The sequence below is a fragment of the Dyella sp. Tek66A03 genome, assembly GCF_052567735.1.
Genome location: NZ_CP199584.1, coordinates 47,709 through 62,763 on the forward strand (window position 1 = coordinate 47,709; position 15,055 = coordinate 62,763).

Below are 15,055 nucleotides of genomic sequence, written 5' to 3' on the forward strand. Positions count from 1 at the left end.
TCGCCAGAGGACACGGTTATGAGCAGGCATGCCAAAGGGACGTTCGACGTAACGATGTCGCCGCAAACCGATCAGGAAGGCGTCGGCGATCCCGGCATCGGGCGCCTGGCGCTGGTCAAGCACTACCGTGGCGACCTGGACGGCTCCGGCAAGGGCCAGATGCTTGCCGTCGGCACGCCGATCGATGGTTCCGCCGGCTATGTAGCCATGGAATGCATCAGCGCGAACCTGCACGGCCGCAGCGGCAGTTTCGCGTTGCAGCACACGGGTACGATGCATCGTGGAACGCCGGAGCTTTCGATCTCGGTGGTACCGGACTCGGGCACCGGGGCGCTGAGCGGGATCAGCGGCAAGCTCGAGATCGCGATCGCCAACGGCGTGCACTCCTACGATTTCGAGTACTCGCTACCCGACCTAGCCTGAGCCATGACAGCCCGGCACAAGCCGACGGAGTCTCATCCATGCGTAAGCTGATCGTTGCCTTGCTTGGCCTCTTGGCGGCTCCCGCGATCCTTGCCGCCCCGTCCCTGGACAAGCTCACCCTGCCCAAGGGCTTCCACATCGCGGTGTATTCGGACCAGGTACCGAATGCGCGGGAAATCGCCCTGGGCGCCAAGGGCACGGTGTTCGTAGGTTCGAACGATGCGGGCAAGGTCTATGCCCTCACCGACAGCAAGGGCGATGGTCACGCCGACAAAGTGCGCGTGATTGCCAGTGGCCTGCAGTTGCCGGTCGGCGTGGCATTCAAGAACGGCGACCTGTACATCTCGGCAGTCAGCAAGATCCTGGTGCTGCGCGACATCGAGAATCACCTCGATGATCCGCCGACACCGCAGGTCGTCTACGACAAATTTCCCACCGACAGGCATCATGGCTGGAAATTCATCGCCTTTGGCCCCGACAACAAGCTCTACGTGCCGATCGGCGCGCCATGCAACATCTGCGACAAAGGCCATGACTACGCCAAGCTCACGCGCATGAATGCCGATGGCAGCGGTCTTGAGGATGTCGCCTATGGCATTCGCAATACGGTGGGCTTCACCTGGCGACCGGGTTCGGGGCAACTGTGGTTCACCGACAATGGTCGCGACCTGATGGGCGATGACATGCCCAGTGACGAACTCAACAAGCTGAGTCGCGTTGGCGAGCATTTCGGCTATCCGTATTGCCACCAGGGCGACACGCTCGACCCGGAGTTCGGCCAGGGCAAGAACTGCAAGGACTACACGCCACCCGTACTGAAGCTGGGCGCGCACGTGGCCTCCTTGGGTCTTCGTTTCTATGAGGGCAAGCCGTTCCCGCCCAGCTACAAGGGCGCGTTGTTTATCGCCGAACACGGTTCGTGGAACCGTACGAAGAAATCCGGCTATCGCGTGATGACGGTGCGTCTCAACGGCGATAAGGTGGTGTCTTATGAGCCGCTGATCGAAGGGTTCCAAGAGGACGAAAAGGCGTGGGGCCGCCCGGTCGACGTACAGCCGTTGCCGGATGGCAGCCTGCTGGTGAGCGACGACCTTGCCGGCGCGGTCTATCGGGTGACCTACCAAACGCCCTAGGGCAGCGCCGCCAGGGCGGTGATGCATGAATCCAGATTAACGTTTCAGGAGAACAGCCTTGCAACTTCGCAGTGACAATTTCGAACGCGGCCAGCCGATTCCGCCCAAACTCGCCTTTGCCAAGCGCGCCGCGCCAGTGGCGCTATCGGACAACCTGAGCCCTCATCTGGCCTGGAAGGAGGCGCCGCTGACCGCGCGCTCGTTCGTGCTCACCTGCATCGATGTCGATGTGCCGAGCAAGCCCGATGACGTCAACCAGGAGGGCCGTAGCGTGCCGGCGGACTTGCCGCGGGTAGAGTTTGTGCATTGGCTGATGGCGAACATCCCGGTCGAATGCGGCGAGTTGGCGGAAGGCGCGTGCAGCGAAGGCATCGTGGCGCGCGGCAAGCGTGCTCCCTACGGTCCGCCAGGTAGCGTGCAAGGCATCAATGACTACACCGGATGGTTCGCGGGTGATCCGGACATGCGTGGTGAATACCTCGGTTACGACGGCCCCTGCCCGCCGTGGAACGATTCGCTGGTGCATCACTATCACTTCCGCCTTTATGCCCTCGACGTGGAACATCTCAAGCTTGCCGATGGCTTCACCATCGCCGAGCTGCGTGCGGCGATGGACGGCCATGTGCTGGCCGAGGCGGAGCTGATGGGCAGCTATTCGCTCAATCCGGCGCTGGACTGATCGCCTGGCAAAAAACATGAACGGCGCCCAACGTGATGACCGCATGGCGCTCTCTTCACGCCCGCAAGGCATGCGCTGTGGGTGAATGATTAAGGGGCGGTCGGCAGCCCCGTCACGAGGAACGCACCATGCTCCACTACGCCCTGGTTTTTCTGGTCATCGCCATCATCGCGGCTTTGTTCGGGTTCACCGGCATTGCTGGTACCGCTGCCGGTATCGCGAAGATCCTGTTCATCATTTTCCTGATCCTCGCGGTTATCGCGTTCTTTCGCCGCGCCAGCTGAGCGGCAGCGCGCCGGGTCCAGGCGGACCCCGGCGCGCGCCCGGCTCGCACCCTTGGTTCCATTAAACCACCGCCTTACCGGAGAACGTCATGAACAAGCAGGTCCAGGCGCCTGAGGAAAGCAGCACCGCCGAGCGTATCGAGGAGCGCGCCGAGCGCGTCAAGCAGGCGACCTCCAGTGCCGTGGCGAGTACCAAGGAAGCCGTCGAACGCGCCGCCGATCACGTCGAAGAGAGCTTGCACCACGCCACCGACAAAGCGGCCGATGCCGCCACGCGCGCCAATGCCAAGGCCGGAGAATACCGTGAGCGCGGCCGCGAGGCCTATGACGGGGCAGTGGATCGCGCCGACGAATGGCTCGAGAAGGCCCGCGACTACGTACGGGAGAAACCGGTGCAATCGGTGGCCATCGCCCTTGGCGCTGGCTGGCTGCTAGGCCGCATACTGCGTCGCTAATACCCGGCAAGCCGACGAGGGCAGCGGATGGACCAGACCGGACGCGATGACGCGCCCGCCACACCCGACGAGGCGCCGCCAGCGCCACCGCCGCCTGGCTTGCTGGACGATCTTGGCCGGCTGGGGCGCGCCTTTCGCAAGCTGTTCGGCGCGCAGCTGGACTTGCTGGTCGCGGAGCTCGGGCTGGCGCGCAGCGCCGTTCACTGGATCCTGGCGGCGGCCCTGGTGGCGACGGTGGCCGGCGTGGGCCTGGGCCTCACCATGCTCTGCCTGCTCGGCTGGTTGCTGGCGCAGTGGTTCGATTCCTGGGCCTGGGCGCTGGTGGCGCTCGCCCTGTTCGAACTGGCCTTCCTGCTGGGGGCAATCCTGCTGTTTCGCCGCTGCATGCACTGGATGAGCCTGCCCGCGACGCGGGGTGAATGGAATGCGATGATGCGCGACGCCCTGCGTCGTCCCGATCCACAGGGTGAGTCCCGCCCGGAGGACGCACCATGACCATCTTTGAACAGCTGCACGCCGTTCGCGCGGCGCAGGCGCGATCGCAGGAGGCACGCCAGGAACTGGCTGTTCCTGCCCAGGCGCTGTTGTCGCGTGGGCAGCGCTATCCACTTACCACCGTGGGCGTGGCAGCTGGTGCCGGCTTCGTCCTGGGTCAGCTCAATGTGCACCCTTTGCGTGTACCCGGACTGGGAGCGTTGCTCAGTGGCACGGTGGCCGAACTGGTTGCCCAGGCGGCGCGGCTGATCGCCGAATTCTCCCAAGGCGGCTTCGACCCCTCATGAGTCGATCCGAGCCGCCCACCGCGCCCGCCACCTCGAGTGACGTGGCAGGTACGCCGATACCTGGCGTACCGATGATGTCGTATCAGGAGCCACGCGTGGTCGCGCATCGCCTGCTGCGCGCGCGCAATGCACGTCGTCATTTGCGCGGCATTCGTGTCGCACTCAATCTGCTCTTGCTGCTGGCCTTGATGTACACGATTACGCTGACCAAGGGCCTGTTGATTCCCTTGGTGCTGGCGGCCTTTATCGGCTTGGCGCTGAACCCGATTGTCGCCAGTGGTGCGCGCCTGGGGTTGCCCCGTTGGCTTTGCGCCAGCGTGTTGATGATCGGGCTGATCGCCGGCATCGGTAGCGGCCTTGGCAAGCTCACGCAGCCGGCACTGGGTTGGTTCCACGAAGCGCCCGCCGCGATCCGCAGCTTTTTGCCGAAACTCAAGACCTTTATCCAGCCACTGGAGGCGGCTAATCGTGCCACCCAGAGCCTGGTGGCCGGACAGAATTCGCGTACGCCCCCGGCTTCCCAGGGCTCGTTGGCGATCAATGCGTGGGACGTCGTGGCCAGTACACCGAAGGTGTTGGCGGCGATACTCACCGTGGTACTGCTGGTGTTTTTCTTCCTCGTGTATGGCGACATGCTGCTGCGCCGGCTGGTGGAAGCGGCGCCCAGCTTCGGCTACAAGCGACACGCGGTGCGCATCGTGCGCAGCATCCAGACCGAAGTCTCGCGTTACATCCTTACCACCACGCTTATCAACGTGATGCTGGGGACGATCACCGCGGGCATGCTATGGCTTTATCACATGCCCGATCCGTTGTTGTGGGGCGCCGTAGCGACGTTGGCCAATTTCATTCCCTATGTCGGCGCGATCACCACGACGACGGTGCTCGCCTTGGTCGGTCTGATGAACTTCAACGATGCGGGTCCTGCGCTGCTGCCGGCGCTGACCTTTGCCGGCATCACGGCCTTTGAAGGCAATCTGATCACGCCGATGATCCAGGGGCGCCGCATGCGTCTCAGCCCCATCGCCATCTTGTTGTGGCTGCTGATCTGGGGCTGGCTGTGGGGCATACCCGGTGCCCTGCTCGCCGTGCCGATGCTGACCAGCACCAAGCTGGTGGCCGAACGCATCCGCGGCTGGCGCTGGTTTGCCTTGATGGTGCAACGCTGACGCGCTTAGGAGGTCAGGTGAGTGCCAAACTTCTGATCAGGCCGGTACGCGAACAGGACTACGACGCCTGGAAGCCGCTATGGGACGGCTATAACGCGTTCTACGGGCGCAGCGGATCGACCGCATTACCAGAGGCGATCACGCTCTCGACCTGGGCGCGCTTTCTCGATGCCGACGAACCCGTGCATGCATGGGTTGCCGAGCGCGACGGTCAGCTGCTTGGCCTGACGCACTACCTGTTCCACCGCAGCACGACCAGCCTGGGCAACAGTTGCTACCTGCAGGACCTGTTCACCGTGGCAGCGGCGCGCGGCATGGGGGTCGGGCGCGCGCTGATCGAGGCGGTCTATGCACAGGCCGCGCAAGCCGGCGCGGCGCGCGTCTACTGGCAAACCCACGAGACCAACGCGACCGCCATGCAGCTCTATGACAAGCTGGCAGACAGGTCCGGTTTTATCGTGTATCGCAAAATGCTTTGATCATGGCGCCCGCGCAGGACGTCACCAATCGATGCGCACGCGATCACGAAAGAAGCCGCCGTTGATCGCGGGCCGGGAGGGAAGCGTCGCCGCCCACACGATGCCAGCGGCGCCTTCGGCGACGGGGCGGCCGCCATGGCCACCCATATCGGTGGCGACCCAGCCGGGGCAGACAGCGTTGACCAGGATGCCGCTGCCGCTCAGCTCCGTCGCCAGCATCCGCGTGTGGCTGTTCAAGGCCGCCTTGGAGACGCGATAGGCCGGGCAGCTGGCGCACTCGCTCTCGATGGCGCCGCAGCCGCTGGACACGTTGACGATGCGGCCGTAGCCGTGACGTCGCATCAGCGGCAGCATCGCCTCGGTCAGCTGCCACGCGCCGAGCAGGTTGATCTCCAACGCCTGCCGCACGATATCCATATCGACGGAGGACGCCTCGTTGCCGGCATCGAAATACGCGCCGGCGTTGTTCACCAGGATATCCAGACGCCCGTAATCGCGTTCGATACGTGTAGCGAGCGCGAGCACATCGGCGGGCGAGGTCACATCCAGCGGCGCCACGAAAACGAAGCCACCTTCGCTACGCAGCTGCCGTGCCGCTTTTTCGCCCGCGGATGCGTCGCGCGAACCCAGCAGCACAGTCACGCCGCTAGCTGCCAGTTGCCGCGTCACCTCGAGTCCCAGGCCGCGGTTGGCACCGCTGACCAGGGCAACGCGCTGCGCCAGTTCCGGTTCGATCAGCGTGGAACGCCGCCGCGCCAACCCGGTGGGAAACGCCATGGTGTTCATGGAGCGGTGGCCAGCTGATCGCAACGCTCGTTGGCGCAAGCCTGCCAGCCACCACCCAAGGCCTTGTACACCGAGACGGCGCGCAGATTGATCGAGGCCTGCGCGTCGGCCAACGCATCCTCCGCCGCCAGCTGGGTGCGCTCGGCGTCCAGCAACTGCAGGAAGTCCGCGGCGCCTTCGTTGTAACGGACGCGGGCCAGGTCGGCCGCGCGTCGGCTCTGCGCGACCTGGTCAATCAACTTCTGTACACGGTCGCGCTGCAGGTTGTAGCTGACCAGGGCGTTGTCCACGTCCTCGAGCGCCTGCAACACAGTCCGCTGATAGTTCGCCAATGCCGCATCGGCGCGCGCCTCGCTGGCCCTGACGTTGGAGCGTACGCGCTGCACGTTGAGCCCGGACCAGGAGATGCTCGGTGCCAGCGTCCAGGCGCGCGAGGAAGGCCCGCCAAAATCGTTGCTGCGACCGGCCAGGAAGCCCAGAAACCCGCCCAGGGTGATGTGCGGGTAGTAGTCGGCCTTGGCGACACCGATGCGCGCATTGGCCGCGGCCAGGTCGCGCTCCGCGATGCGGATATCCGGGCGGCGGGTGAGCACGTCGCCCGCGTTGCCAATAGGCAGGGCGACGTCGATGGGTGCGAACTTCTGCGGCGAAAGGTCGATGTCCAACTCACCCGGTCGCTCACCGAGCAAGACGGCCAAATGCGATGTATCGGTCTGTGCCAGCGTCTGCAATACCGGCAACTGCGCTTCCACCGAACTGAGTCGCGCGCTGGCGCTGGCCACGTCCTGTTCCGAACCCGTGCCGATATCGGAACGGGCGCGGATCAAGCGCAGCGACTCGCGCTGGTTCTCGATATCGCGGTTCGCCACATCGATGCGCAGCTGGGCGCCTCGCAGGTCGAAGTAGAAACGCGCCACTTCGGCGAACAGCGTCACCTGTGCATCCTGCAACGAGGCCTCGCTGGCGCCGGCATCCGCGCGCGCCGCCTCCACCGAGCGACGCACACCGCCAAACAGATCGATCTCCCAGCTGGCATCGAAGCCCGCCTGGTAGCTCGTGATGGTCGTGCGCTGGTCGGTGAAGCCCGGTTGCTGGGCGCGGCTGCGCGAATAGTTCGCCACCGTTTCCACATCGGGAATCTGCTGCGACTTGGCGACCCCGAGCAAGGCACGCGATTCACGCAGGCGGGCGTACGCAATCTTCAGATCCGGGCTGTTCTGCGCGGCGCGCTGAATCAGCGCGTCGAGCGTCGGATCGTTGAACTGCTTCCACCAGTTGGCCTGGAAACCCTCGGTCGATTCCTGCTGGCCATTCACACCATGCACGGCAACCGGCTTTTCCACCGGCGCGTGATAGTCAGGCCCGACGCTGGCGCAGCCGGCCAGGATCAACGAGGCGGCAAGTGCGGTGAGCATTTTCATCAGTGATTCTCCAAAGCAGGTGCCGGCAGGCTCGCGTGAGCGGCCTTGCGGGCACGGCGGCGTTCGCTCATGCGTTCGCTCCAGCCGCGCACCAGCACGTAGAACAGCGGGGTGAAGATCAGGCCGAAGAAGGTAACGCCCAGCATGCCGGCGAACACCGCCACACCCATCGCATGACGCATTTCCGCACCCGCGCCGTGCGAGGTGACCAGCGGCACCACGCCCATGATGAAAGCGAACGAGGTCATCAGGATCGGGCGCAGGCGCAGGCGAGCGGCCTCCAGCACGGCCTGGGTGCGATCCATGCCTTCGATGATCTGCGCTTCGCGGGCGAACTCCACGATCAGGATCGCGTTCTTGCACGCCAGGCCCACCAAGACGATCAGACCGATCTGGGTGAAGATGTTGTTGTCGCCACCTGACAACCACACACCGGAGATGGCAGACAGCAGCACCATCGGCACGATCAGGATCACCGCCAGCGGCAGCAGCAGGCTTTCGTACAGCGACGCCAGCACCAGGAACACCAGCAGCACGCACAACGGGAACACCAGGATCGCGGTGTTGCCGGCGAGGATCTGCTGATAGGTCAGCTCGGTCCACTCAAACGTCATGCCGTTGGGCAGGTTCTCGCGGGCCAGCTTCTCCATGGCGGCCTGCGCCTGGCCGCTGCTGAAGCCGGGTGCCGCACCGCCATTGATCTCGGCGGTTGGGTAGCCGTTGTAATGCTGCACACGATCCGGACCCACGCTCTGGCGAATGGTCACGAACGAGCCCAACGGAATCGCTTCGCCACTGGCACTACGCGTCTTCAGGCGCAGGATGTCCTCCGGTTCATGACGGAAGCTCGGTTCGGCGGACAAGTTCACCTGGTAGGTGCGACCAAAGCGGTTGAAGTCGTTGACGTAGAGCGAGCCGAGGTAGGCCTGCATGGTCTGGTAGACATCGGCCAGGTCCACGCCCTCGGCCTTGGCCTTCTCGCGATCCACATCGGCGTCGATCTGCGGCACGCTCACCTGATAGCTGGAGAACAGGCCGGCCAGGGTCGGCACCTTGGTGCTGGCCTGGATCAGCCCTTGCGTCTGCTTGTACAGCTCCTCGAAGCCGGCGTCGGAACGATCCTCCACTTGCAGGCGGAAGCCGCCGATCGTGCCGAGTCCATTGACCGGCGGAGGCGGGAAAATCGCAATGTAGGCGTCCTGAATACCGGCGTACTTCTGCTGCAGGGCCGCCGTGATCGCACCGGCCGATAGCGACGCGTCACGACGCTCCTCGAACGGCTTGAGCGTGACGAACACGATGCCCGAGTTGGTGCTGTTGGTGAAACCGTTGATCGACAGGCCCGGGAACGCCACCGCGCTCTCCACGCCCGGCTGCTTGAGCGCGATATCGCTCATGCGCCGGATCACGTCTTCCGAGCGGTCGAGCGACGCGGCGTCCGGCAGCTGCGCGAACGACACCAGGTACTGCTTGTCCTGCGGCGGTACGAAGCCGGTCGGCACATGCGCAAACCCAAACAGGCCCAGCAGCACCAAACCGCCATAGACCACCAGGGCAATCGAACCCGAACGCAGGATGCGCTTCACGCCACCCACGTAACCGTTCGCACTGCGCTCGAACAAGCGATTGAACGGACGGAACAGCCAGCCGAACGCACGATCGATGAAGAGGCTGAGCTTGTCCTTCGGTGCACCGCGTTCCTGCAGCAACAGGGCGGCCAGCGCGGGGCTAAGGGTGAGCGAATTGAAGGCGGAGATCACCGTGGAGATCGCGATGGTCAGCGCGAACTGGCGATAGAACTGGCCGGTGAGGCCGCTGATGAAGGCGGCCGGCACGAACACCGCGCACAGCACCAGCGCCGTGGCCACGATGGGCCCGGTCACTTCGGTCATCGCCTTGCGCGTCGCTTCCTTCGGCGAGAGTCCATGCTCGATATGTCGCTCGACGTTCTCCACCACCACGATGGCATCGTCCACCACGATGCCGATGGCCAGCACCAGGCCAAACAACGACAGCGCGTTGAGCGAGAAGCCCACCAGCAACATCACCGCGAAAGTGCCGATTAACGAGACGGGAACGGCCACCAACGGAATGACCGACGCGCGCCAGGTCTGCAGGAACAGGATCACCACCAGCACGACCAGCGCAATCGCCTCGAACAGCGTATGCACCACGGCTTCGATCGAGCCGCGCACGAATACCGTCGGGTCATACACGATCTGATAGTCGACACCCTGCGGGAAGTCCTTCTTCAGAGCCGCCATCGTGGCGCGCACTTCGTTGGAAATCTGGATCGCGTTGGAACCCGGGCGGGCAAAGATCGGCAACGCCACCGCGGGGTGGTTGTTGAGCAGGCTGCGCAGCGCGTAGTTGTCGGCGCCAAGCTCGACGCGTGCCACGTCGCGCAGGTGGGTCACGCCGCCGTTCGTGTCCGTGCGCACGATGATATTGAGGAAGTCTTCCTCGTTGATCAGGCGGCCCTGCGTGTTGATGTTGAGCTGAAAGGCGGCACTGTTCGGGCCTGGCGGTGCGTTCAGCGCACCGGCAGCTACGGCCACGTTCTGCTCTTCGATCGCGTGCACGACGTCACCGGTGGTCAACTGGCGCACGGCCAGGCGCTGCGGATCGAGCCATACGCGCATGCTGTATTCGCCAGCACCGAAAATCTGCGCGTCGCCAACGCCATCGAGACGGGCCAGCTGGTCCTTGATGTGCAGGCGCGCATAGTTCGACAGGTAGAGCATGTCGTAACGCTGATCCGGCGAGATCAGATGCACCACCATGGTCAGGTCGGGTGAACTCTTCTGCGTGGTCACGCCGAGCCGCTGTACTTCCTGCGGCAGGCGCGGTTGCGCCTGCGCCACGCGGTTCTGCACCTGCACCTGGGCATTGTCCAGGTCGGTGCCCAGCGCGAACGTGACGGTAAGCGTCATCGCACCGTCGCTGGTGGACTGCGAGCTGGTATAGAGCATGCCTTCCACGCCGTTGATCTGTTCTTCCAGCGGTGTGGCGACGGTTTCGGCGATCACCTTGGGGTTGGCGCCGGGATAGCTGGCGCGCACCACCACGGTGGGCGGCACCACTTCGGGGTATTCGCTGATCGGCAGCCGGAACAGCGCGATGCCGCCGGCAATCACGATCAGCACGGAGAGGACGCCAGCCAGAATCGGCCTGTCCACGAAAAATTGGGCGATTTTCATTGCATTCGTCCTGGTTGCTCTTTGGCACCATTCCCGCGCTGGGCGGGGATTTGGGAGATGCATCCTTCAAACGCGAGGTTGCAGGTTCCCTGGCCCTCTCCCGTTGGGCGGGAGAAGCGTCGTTGTGTGCTGCTTCGAGGAAGATTCGGTAGAACCGTCATCCCAGCGTTCGCTGGAATGACGAATTAGGAGCCGTGGTTACGGGTTCCGCGCCGCGTTCTGCACCGAGCTACCACCGGCCTGCGCCAGCTGCTTGTTCGGATCGAGGCTGCGCGTTTCCATCGCCACCTTGGTCGGGTTCACTTCCACACCCGGCCGCACGTGCTGTAGGCCGTTGACGATGACCACGTCCTTGGCGTCGAGGCCTTCCGTCACCACGCGCAGGCCATCGAGCAGGGGGCCGGTAACCACGCGGCGGTATTCAACCTTGCGATCCTTGTCGATCACGTAGACGAACTTGTTGCCGAGGTCGGTGGCGACAGCGCGGTCGTCGACCAGGGCACGTGGCTCGCGGCTATCGCTGCGCAGCTGGATGCGTACGTAGAGGCCCGGGGTGTAGCGCGCGTCAGCGTTGTCGAACACGGCACGCAGTCGGATCGTGCCGCTGCCCGCGCGCAGCTGGTTGTCGACGAAGTCGATGCGGCCGGTATGCGGAAAGCCCTTCTCGTCGGCCAGCGCCATGGTGATCTGCGGCGAGCTGCCATGTTCGCGACGCTGACGATCGAACTTCAGGTAGCTGTGTTCGTCCACATCGAAGTAGGCGTAGACCGGGTCGATGCTCACCACGCTGGTCAGCACGTCGCTGCTGGTGACCAGGTTGCCCGGCGTCACCAGGGCATTGCTGACGCGGCCATCGATCGGTGCGCGCACCTCGGTGAAGCTGAGATTGAGATGGGCGGCATCCAGCGCGGCCGTGGTCGAGGCGACCTGGGCCTTGGCGCTTTCGGCAGCGGTGGCCAGGCGGTCGGCTTCTTCACGGGCGACGGCGTGCTGTTCCAGCAGCCGGCGCCCGCGTTCGGCATTGGCCTGGGCCAGCACCTGCTCGGACCGGGCCTGGCTCAGGTTCGCGCTGAGGCGATCGACTTCGGCCTGGTAAGGGCGCGGGTCGATGCGAAACAGCAGCTGCCCCTTGCGCACGGCGGCGCCTTCCTGGAAGTGCACCGAGTCGACATAGCCGCCGACGCGTGGCCGCAACTGGATGGTGTCGACGGCCTGCAGGCGGCCGGTGAACTCGTCGGCGTCGTCGACCGGGCGGACCAGCACCTGAGAAACGGTGACCGGAGGCGGTGCCCCCGCAGGCGCCGTTTGGGCGTGGGTGTCAGCGCTATGGCCGAGCAAGCCCCAGCTGCCAGCCACCACGGCCAGGGCAAGAATGGCGAGGATCCATTGTTTCTTCATGTCGCGCTCCCAGATTGAAGTCGTCGGGGCAGGGGCACGCCGACGAACAGGGCCGAGAGATTAGGTGTACCATCGGGTTCAATAAATACGTTTTGGTGCAACGCAATAGTGACTGCGAGTCACGAATGGGGTGAGAAGCCAGCCTATGGAAGACTTTGCCGCAATCTCCGCCTTTGTCCGCGTCGTCGAGGCCAAAAGCTTTGCCGCCGCTGCCGCCCAACTGGGCATGACCCCTTCCGGGGTCAGTCGCGCCGTGTCGCGGCTGGAGGAACAGCTGGGCGCCCGGCTGCTGTTCCGCTCGACGCGTTCGCTGCGATTGACCGACGATGGGGCCTCGTTCCACGCACGTTGCAAGGAAATCCTTGCCGATCTCACCGAGGCCACTGAGGCGCTGGGCTATGCCAGCCGAAAGCCCAGCGGCAAGTTGCGGATCGGTGTCCCGGCTGCCGTGGGGCGTGCCGTGCTGATTCCGCGACTGGCCGAGTTCGAGCAGCGCTACCCGGATATCCGCCTCGAACTGTCGATGTGCGACTACGCCTATGACCTCAATGAGGAAGGCATCGACTGTGCCATTCGCCTGGGCCCGCTGGAAGATTCCAGCCTCATCGCACGCAAGATCGGCTACCTGCGCAACGTGGTATGCGCCTCGCCCGAGTATCTCGCGCGCTACGGGGCGCCGCAGAGCATCGAAGATCTCAAGCAGCATCGCTGCATCAACTACGTCGCTCCCAACGGCCGCCCACGACAGTGGCAGTTCGATACACCCAGTGGACAGGTCAGTGTCGACATCGATGCGCACATGCTGATCAATGATGCCGAGTCGGTGATCCAGGCCGTGGTGTCGGGGCTGGGCATCACTCAGACGCCGCACATCATTGCTGCCTGCATGCTCGACTTTGGCAAGCTAGAACTGGTGATGACCGACACCATGTCCACTGGCAAGCCAGTATGGATCGTCTATCCGCAGAAAAAGCACCTGTCGGCGCGCGTGCAGGCTTTCATCGAATGGGTGCGCGAGGTATTTGAACGTACCAATGAGCCGGAGCGGCACAAGAAACCAGTGGCAGTGACGGCGGAGCCCGAGCGCATCCGCGCTTGAGCACGGGCGCTTACGCGCCCGCCGGCACCAGCAGCAACAGGGCAATGCCCAGGGCGATGCGGTAGATCGCAAACGGCGTGAAGCGGTGGCTGCGGATATAGCCGAGCAGCCACTTCACGGCGATAAAGCCCACGATGCCGGACACGATGAAGCCGACCACCAGGGCAGTCCAGTCTTCGTGCACGCCACCTTCCTTCACCACCTTCAGCAACTCATAGCCGGAGGCGGCATACATGGTGGGAATACCGACCAGGAAGGCGAATTCGGTGGCGGCCGCGCGGTTGCTGGTACCCGCCAGCATGGCGGTGAAGATGGTGGCGGCGGAGCGCGAGGTGCCCGGGAAGATACCCGCCACCATCTGCGCGATACCGACCAGGATGGCCACCCGCCAGGTCACTTCCGTGCGATCCGGCTGCCGCGCCGCCAGGCGCTCGGCCGCAAGCATCCAGACACCGCCGATCACCAGCGCCCAGGCCACCGGTGTCACGGCTTCCGGCAGCTTGAAGCCGAGCTTCACCGCGACCAGACCCAGCACGGCCGTAATCAGAAAGGCCACCACCAGCTTCAGCAGATAGTCGCGATTGGCCGGTTCGCGCCAGCGGGTGAACAGCTCCCAGATGCGGCTCCAATAGATAAAGGTCACCGCCAGGATGGCGCCGGCCTGAATGCCTACATTGAACAGGTCCGAGCGTCCGCCGAGACCAAACTTCTCGGCAATCAGCAGATGCCCCGTGCTCGAGATCGGCAGAAACTCGGTAATGCCTTCGATGATGCCGAGCAGGATGACGTTGATCAGGTCACTCACGGGGAACGGACTCCGGATAAGGTGGCTGCCAGCTACGTAGCGGCACGCGGTGGCATAGCATAAGGGCAAGCATCACGATGCGCTTCACCGGTCACCCGACAAGGCACGAGCGACGATTGTGAATGGCAGGACGATCGTGCAGCGCAGTCGATTCAACGGTGAGCCGATCGTGGGCGTGCTTGCCTGATTTCTGCTATCCATGGAAGAAATCTACGATGGGTGTCCCGGTCTTGCCCGATGTCCCCGTTCCATCCCCGCTTCGAGTGCTTGTGCTTGAAGATGATGACTTGTTGCGGGATCACGTGCTCACGCCCCAGCTGCGCAGGTTCGGCTTCGATGTCGTGGCCATTGGCAGGGCCTCGGACCTTGCGGTTCATACCGCGGAAAACTGGCCCGATATCCTGGTACTGGACGTGGGCCTGCCGGATGGGGACGGCTTTGACCTGGCCCGCCAGGTTCGCGCGCTGCGGCCGGAGGTGGGCATCGTCATGCTGACGGGGCGGCATGAGAACATCGATCGAGTACGTGGGCTGACCGAAGGGGCCGACGCCTACCTTTCGAAGCCGGTCGACATCGACGTGCTGGCCGCGACACTTTTCAGCCTGGCGCGCCGTTTGCGGAGCACACCGTCACCAGCGACGGGACGATGGCGACTGGATGCTGACGGCTGGTGCCTGCTTTCACCGGGGGGTGGCGTCGTTGCCATCACCAAGGCCGAGAGCCGGCTGCTGGCCGCGCTCCTCGAGACCCCGAATCAATTGGTCCTACGCAGCGAATTGATTGCCAAGTTCACGCCCAATGCCTACGACTTTGATCCGCACCGGCTGGATTCGCTCATCCACAGGTTGCGCAAAAAAGTAGAGCGCGTGCTTGGCGTGCCGTTGCCGTTGAATGCCGTGCACGGCGAAGGCTATGTGTTCGTGCTCATTTGACGCGTTGCGA

16 protein-coding genes are annotated in these 15,055 nt (G+C 64.1%); 11 read left to right on the forward strand and 5 right to left on the reverse strand.

The genetic code is table 11. From position 1 onward, the window contains the following. The first annotated feature begins 18 nt into the window (after positions 1-18). From ACT01B_RS00215 to ACT01B_RS00255, 9 genes are all read left to right on the forward strand, one after another. Positions 19-423 carry a DUF3224 domain-containing protein gene (locus ACT01B_RS00215; protein WP_445145400.1) on the forward strand — a complete coding sequence of 135 codons (405 nt, stop codon included), beginning with the start codon at positions 19-21 and terminating at the stop codon, positions 421-423. A gap of 38 nt (positions 424-461) precedes the next feature. Next, positions 462-1,556 (forward strand): PQQ-dependent sugar dehydrogenase, encoded by a 1,095-nt coding sequence (locus ACT01B_RS00220; RefSeq protein WP_445145401.1) that lies wholly within the window; start codon positions 462-464, stop codon positions 1,554-1,556. 58 nt (positions 1,557-1,614) lie between these two features. After that, positions 1,615-2,235, forward strand: coding sequence for a YbhB/YbcL family Raf kinase inhibitor-like protein (locus ACT01B_RS00225; RefSeq protein WP_445145402.1), 621 nt, complete (start codon positions 1,615-1,617; stop codon positions 2,233-2,235). Between the two features lie 128 nt (positions 2,236-2,363). Beyond that, the gene (locus ACT01B_RS00230; RefSeq protein ID WP_114240942.1) at positions 2,364-2,519 is read left to right on the forward strand and encodes a DUF1328 domain-containing protein; all 156 of its coding nucleotides are present in this window, start codon (positions 2,364-2,366) and stop codon (positions 2,517-2,519) included. Between the two features lie 89 nt (positions 2,520-2,608). Beyond that, the gene (locus ACT01B_RS00235; protein WP_445145403.1) at positions 2,609-2,974 is read left to right on the forward strand and encodes a DUF883 family protein; all 366 of its coding nucleotides are present in this window, start codon (positions 2,609-2,611) and stop codon (positions 2,972-2,974) included. Positions 2,975-3,001: 27 nt separating this feature from the next. Beyond that, entirely contained in the window at positions 3,002-3,469 is a 468-nt protein-coding gene (locus ACT01B_RS00240; RefSeq protein WP_445145404.1) for an ABC transporter ATP-binding protein, read from the forward strand. Further along, entirely contained in the window at positions 3,466-3,756 is a 291-nt protein-coding gene (locus ACT01B_RS00245; protein WP_445145405.1) for a hypothetical protein, read from the forward strand. The genes ACT01B_RS00240 and ACT01B_RS00245 overlap by 4 nt, the downstream gene beginning before the upstream one ends. Next, entirely contained in the window at positions 3,753-4,925 is a 1,173-nt protein-coding gene (locus ACT01B_RS00250; protein ID WP_445145406.1) for an AI-2E family transporter, read from the forward strand. The genes ACT01B_RS00245 and ACT01B_RS00250 overlap by 4 nt, the downstream gene beginning before the upstream one ends. Positions 4,926-4,942: 17 nt before the next feature. Then, positions 4,943-5,404: a GNAT family N-acetyltransferase gene (locus ACT01B_RS00255; RefSeq protein WP_445145407.1), complete on the forward strand. Its 462-nt coding sequence runs from the start codon at positions 4,943-4,945 to the stop codon at positions 5,402-5,404. A gap of 21 nt (positions 5,405-5,425) precedes the next feature. Here ACT01B_RS00255 and ACT01B_RS00260 read toward each other — a convergent pair whose 3' ends face one another. The 4 genes from ACT01B_RS00260 to ACT01B_RS00275 form a co-directional block, all read right to left on the reverse strand. Further along, entirely contained in the window at positions 5,426-6,190 is a 765-nt protein-coding gene (locus ACT01B_RS00260; RefSeq protein ID WP_445145408.1) for an SDR family oxidoreductase, read from the reverse strand. Continuing rightward, positions 6,187-7,611, reverse strand: a complete 1,425-nt coding sequence (locus ACT01B_RS00265) for an efflux transporter outer membrane subunit (protein ID WP_445145409.1) — start codon at positions 7,609-7,611, stop codon at positions 6,187-6,189. The genes ACT01B_RS00260 and ACT01B_RS00265 overlap by 4 nt, the downstream gene beginning before the upstream one ends. Further along, positions 7,611-10,811 (reverse strand): efflux RND transporter permease subunit, encoded by a 3,201-nt coding sequence (locus tag ACT01B_RS00270; protein WP_445145410.1) that lies wholly within the window; start codon positions 10,809-10,811, stop codon positions 7,611-7,613. The genes ACT01B_RS00265 and ACT01B_RS00270 overlap by 1 nt, the downstream gene beginning before the upstream one ends. A gap of 198 nt (positions 10,812-11,009) precedes the next feature. After that, on the reverse strand, positions 11,010-12,209 hold the full coding sequence (locus tag ACT01B_RS00275) for an efflux RND transporter periplasmic adaptor subunit (protein ID WP_445145411.1): 1,200 nt from the start codon (positions 12,207-12,209) through the stop codon (positions 11,010-11,012). Positions 12,210-12,354: 145 nt separating this feature from the next. On the opposite strand from ACT01B_RS00275, the gene ACT01B_RS00280 reads away from it, so the two are divergent. Then, on the forward strand, positions 12,355-13,308 hold the full coding sequence (locus tag ACT01B_RS00280; protein WP_445145412.1) for a LysR family transcriptional regulator: 954 nt from the start codon (positions 12,355-12,357) through the stop codon (positions 13,306-13,308). Between the two features lie 10 nt (positions 13,309-13,318). Here the strand turns inward: ACT01B_RS00280 and ACT01B_RS00285 are convergent, their stop codons facing one another. Next, positions 13,319-14,113, reverse strand: a complete 795-nt coding sequence (locus tag ACT01B_RS00285) for an undecaprenyl-diphosphate phosphatase (protein WP_445145413.1) — start codon at positions 14,111-14,113, stop codon at positions 13,319-13,321. 269 nt (positions 14,114-14,382) lie between these two features. On the opposite strand from ACT01B_RS00285, the gene ACT01B_RS00290 reads away from it, so the two are divergent. Then, positions 14,383-15,045, forward strand: coding sequence for a response regulator transcription factor (locus tag ACT01B_RS00290; protein ID WP_445145414.1), 663 nt, complete (start codon positions 14,383-14,385; stop codon positions 15,043-15,045). Positions 15,046-15,055 lie beyond the last annotated feature (10 nt).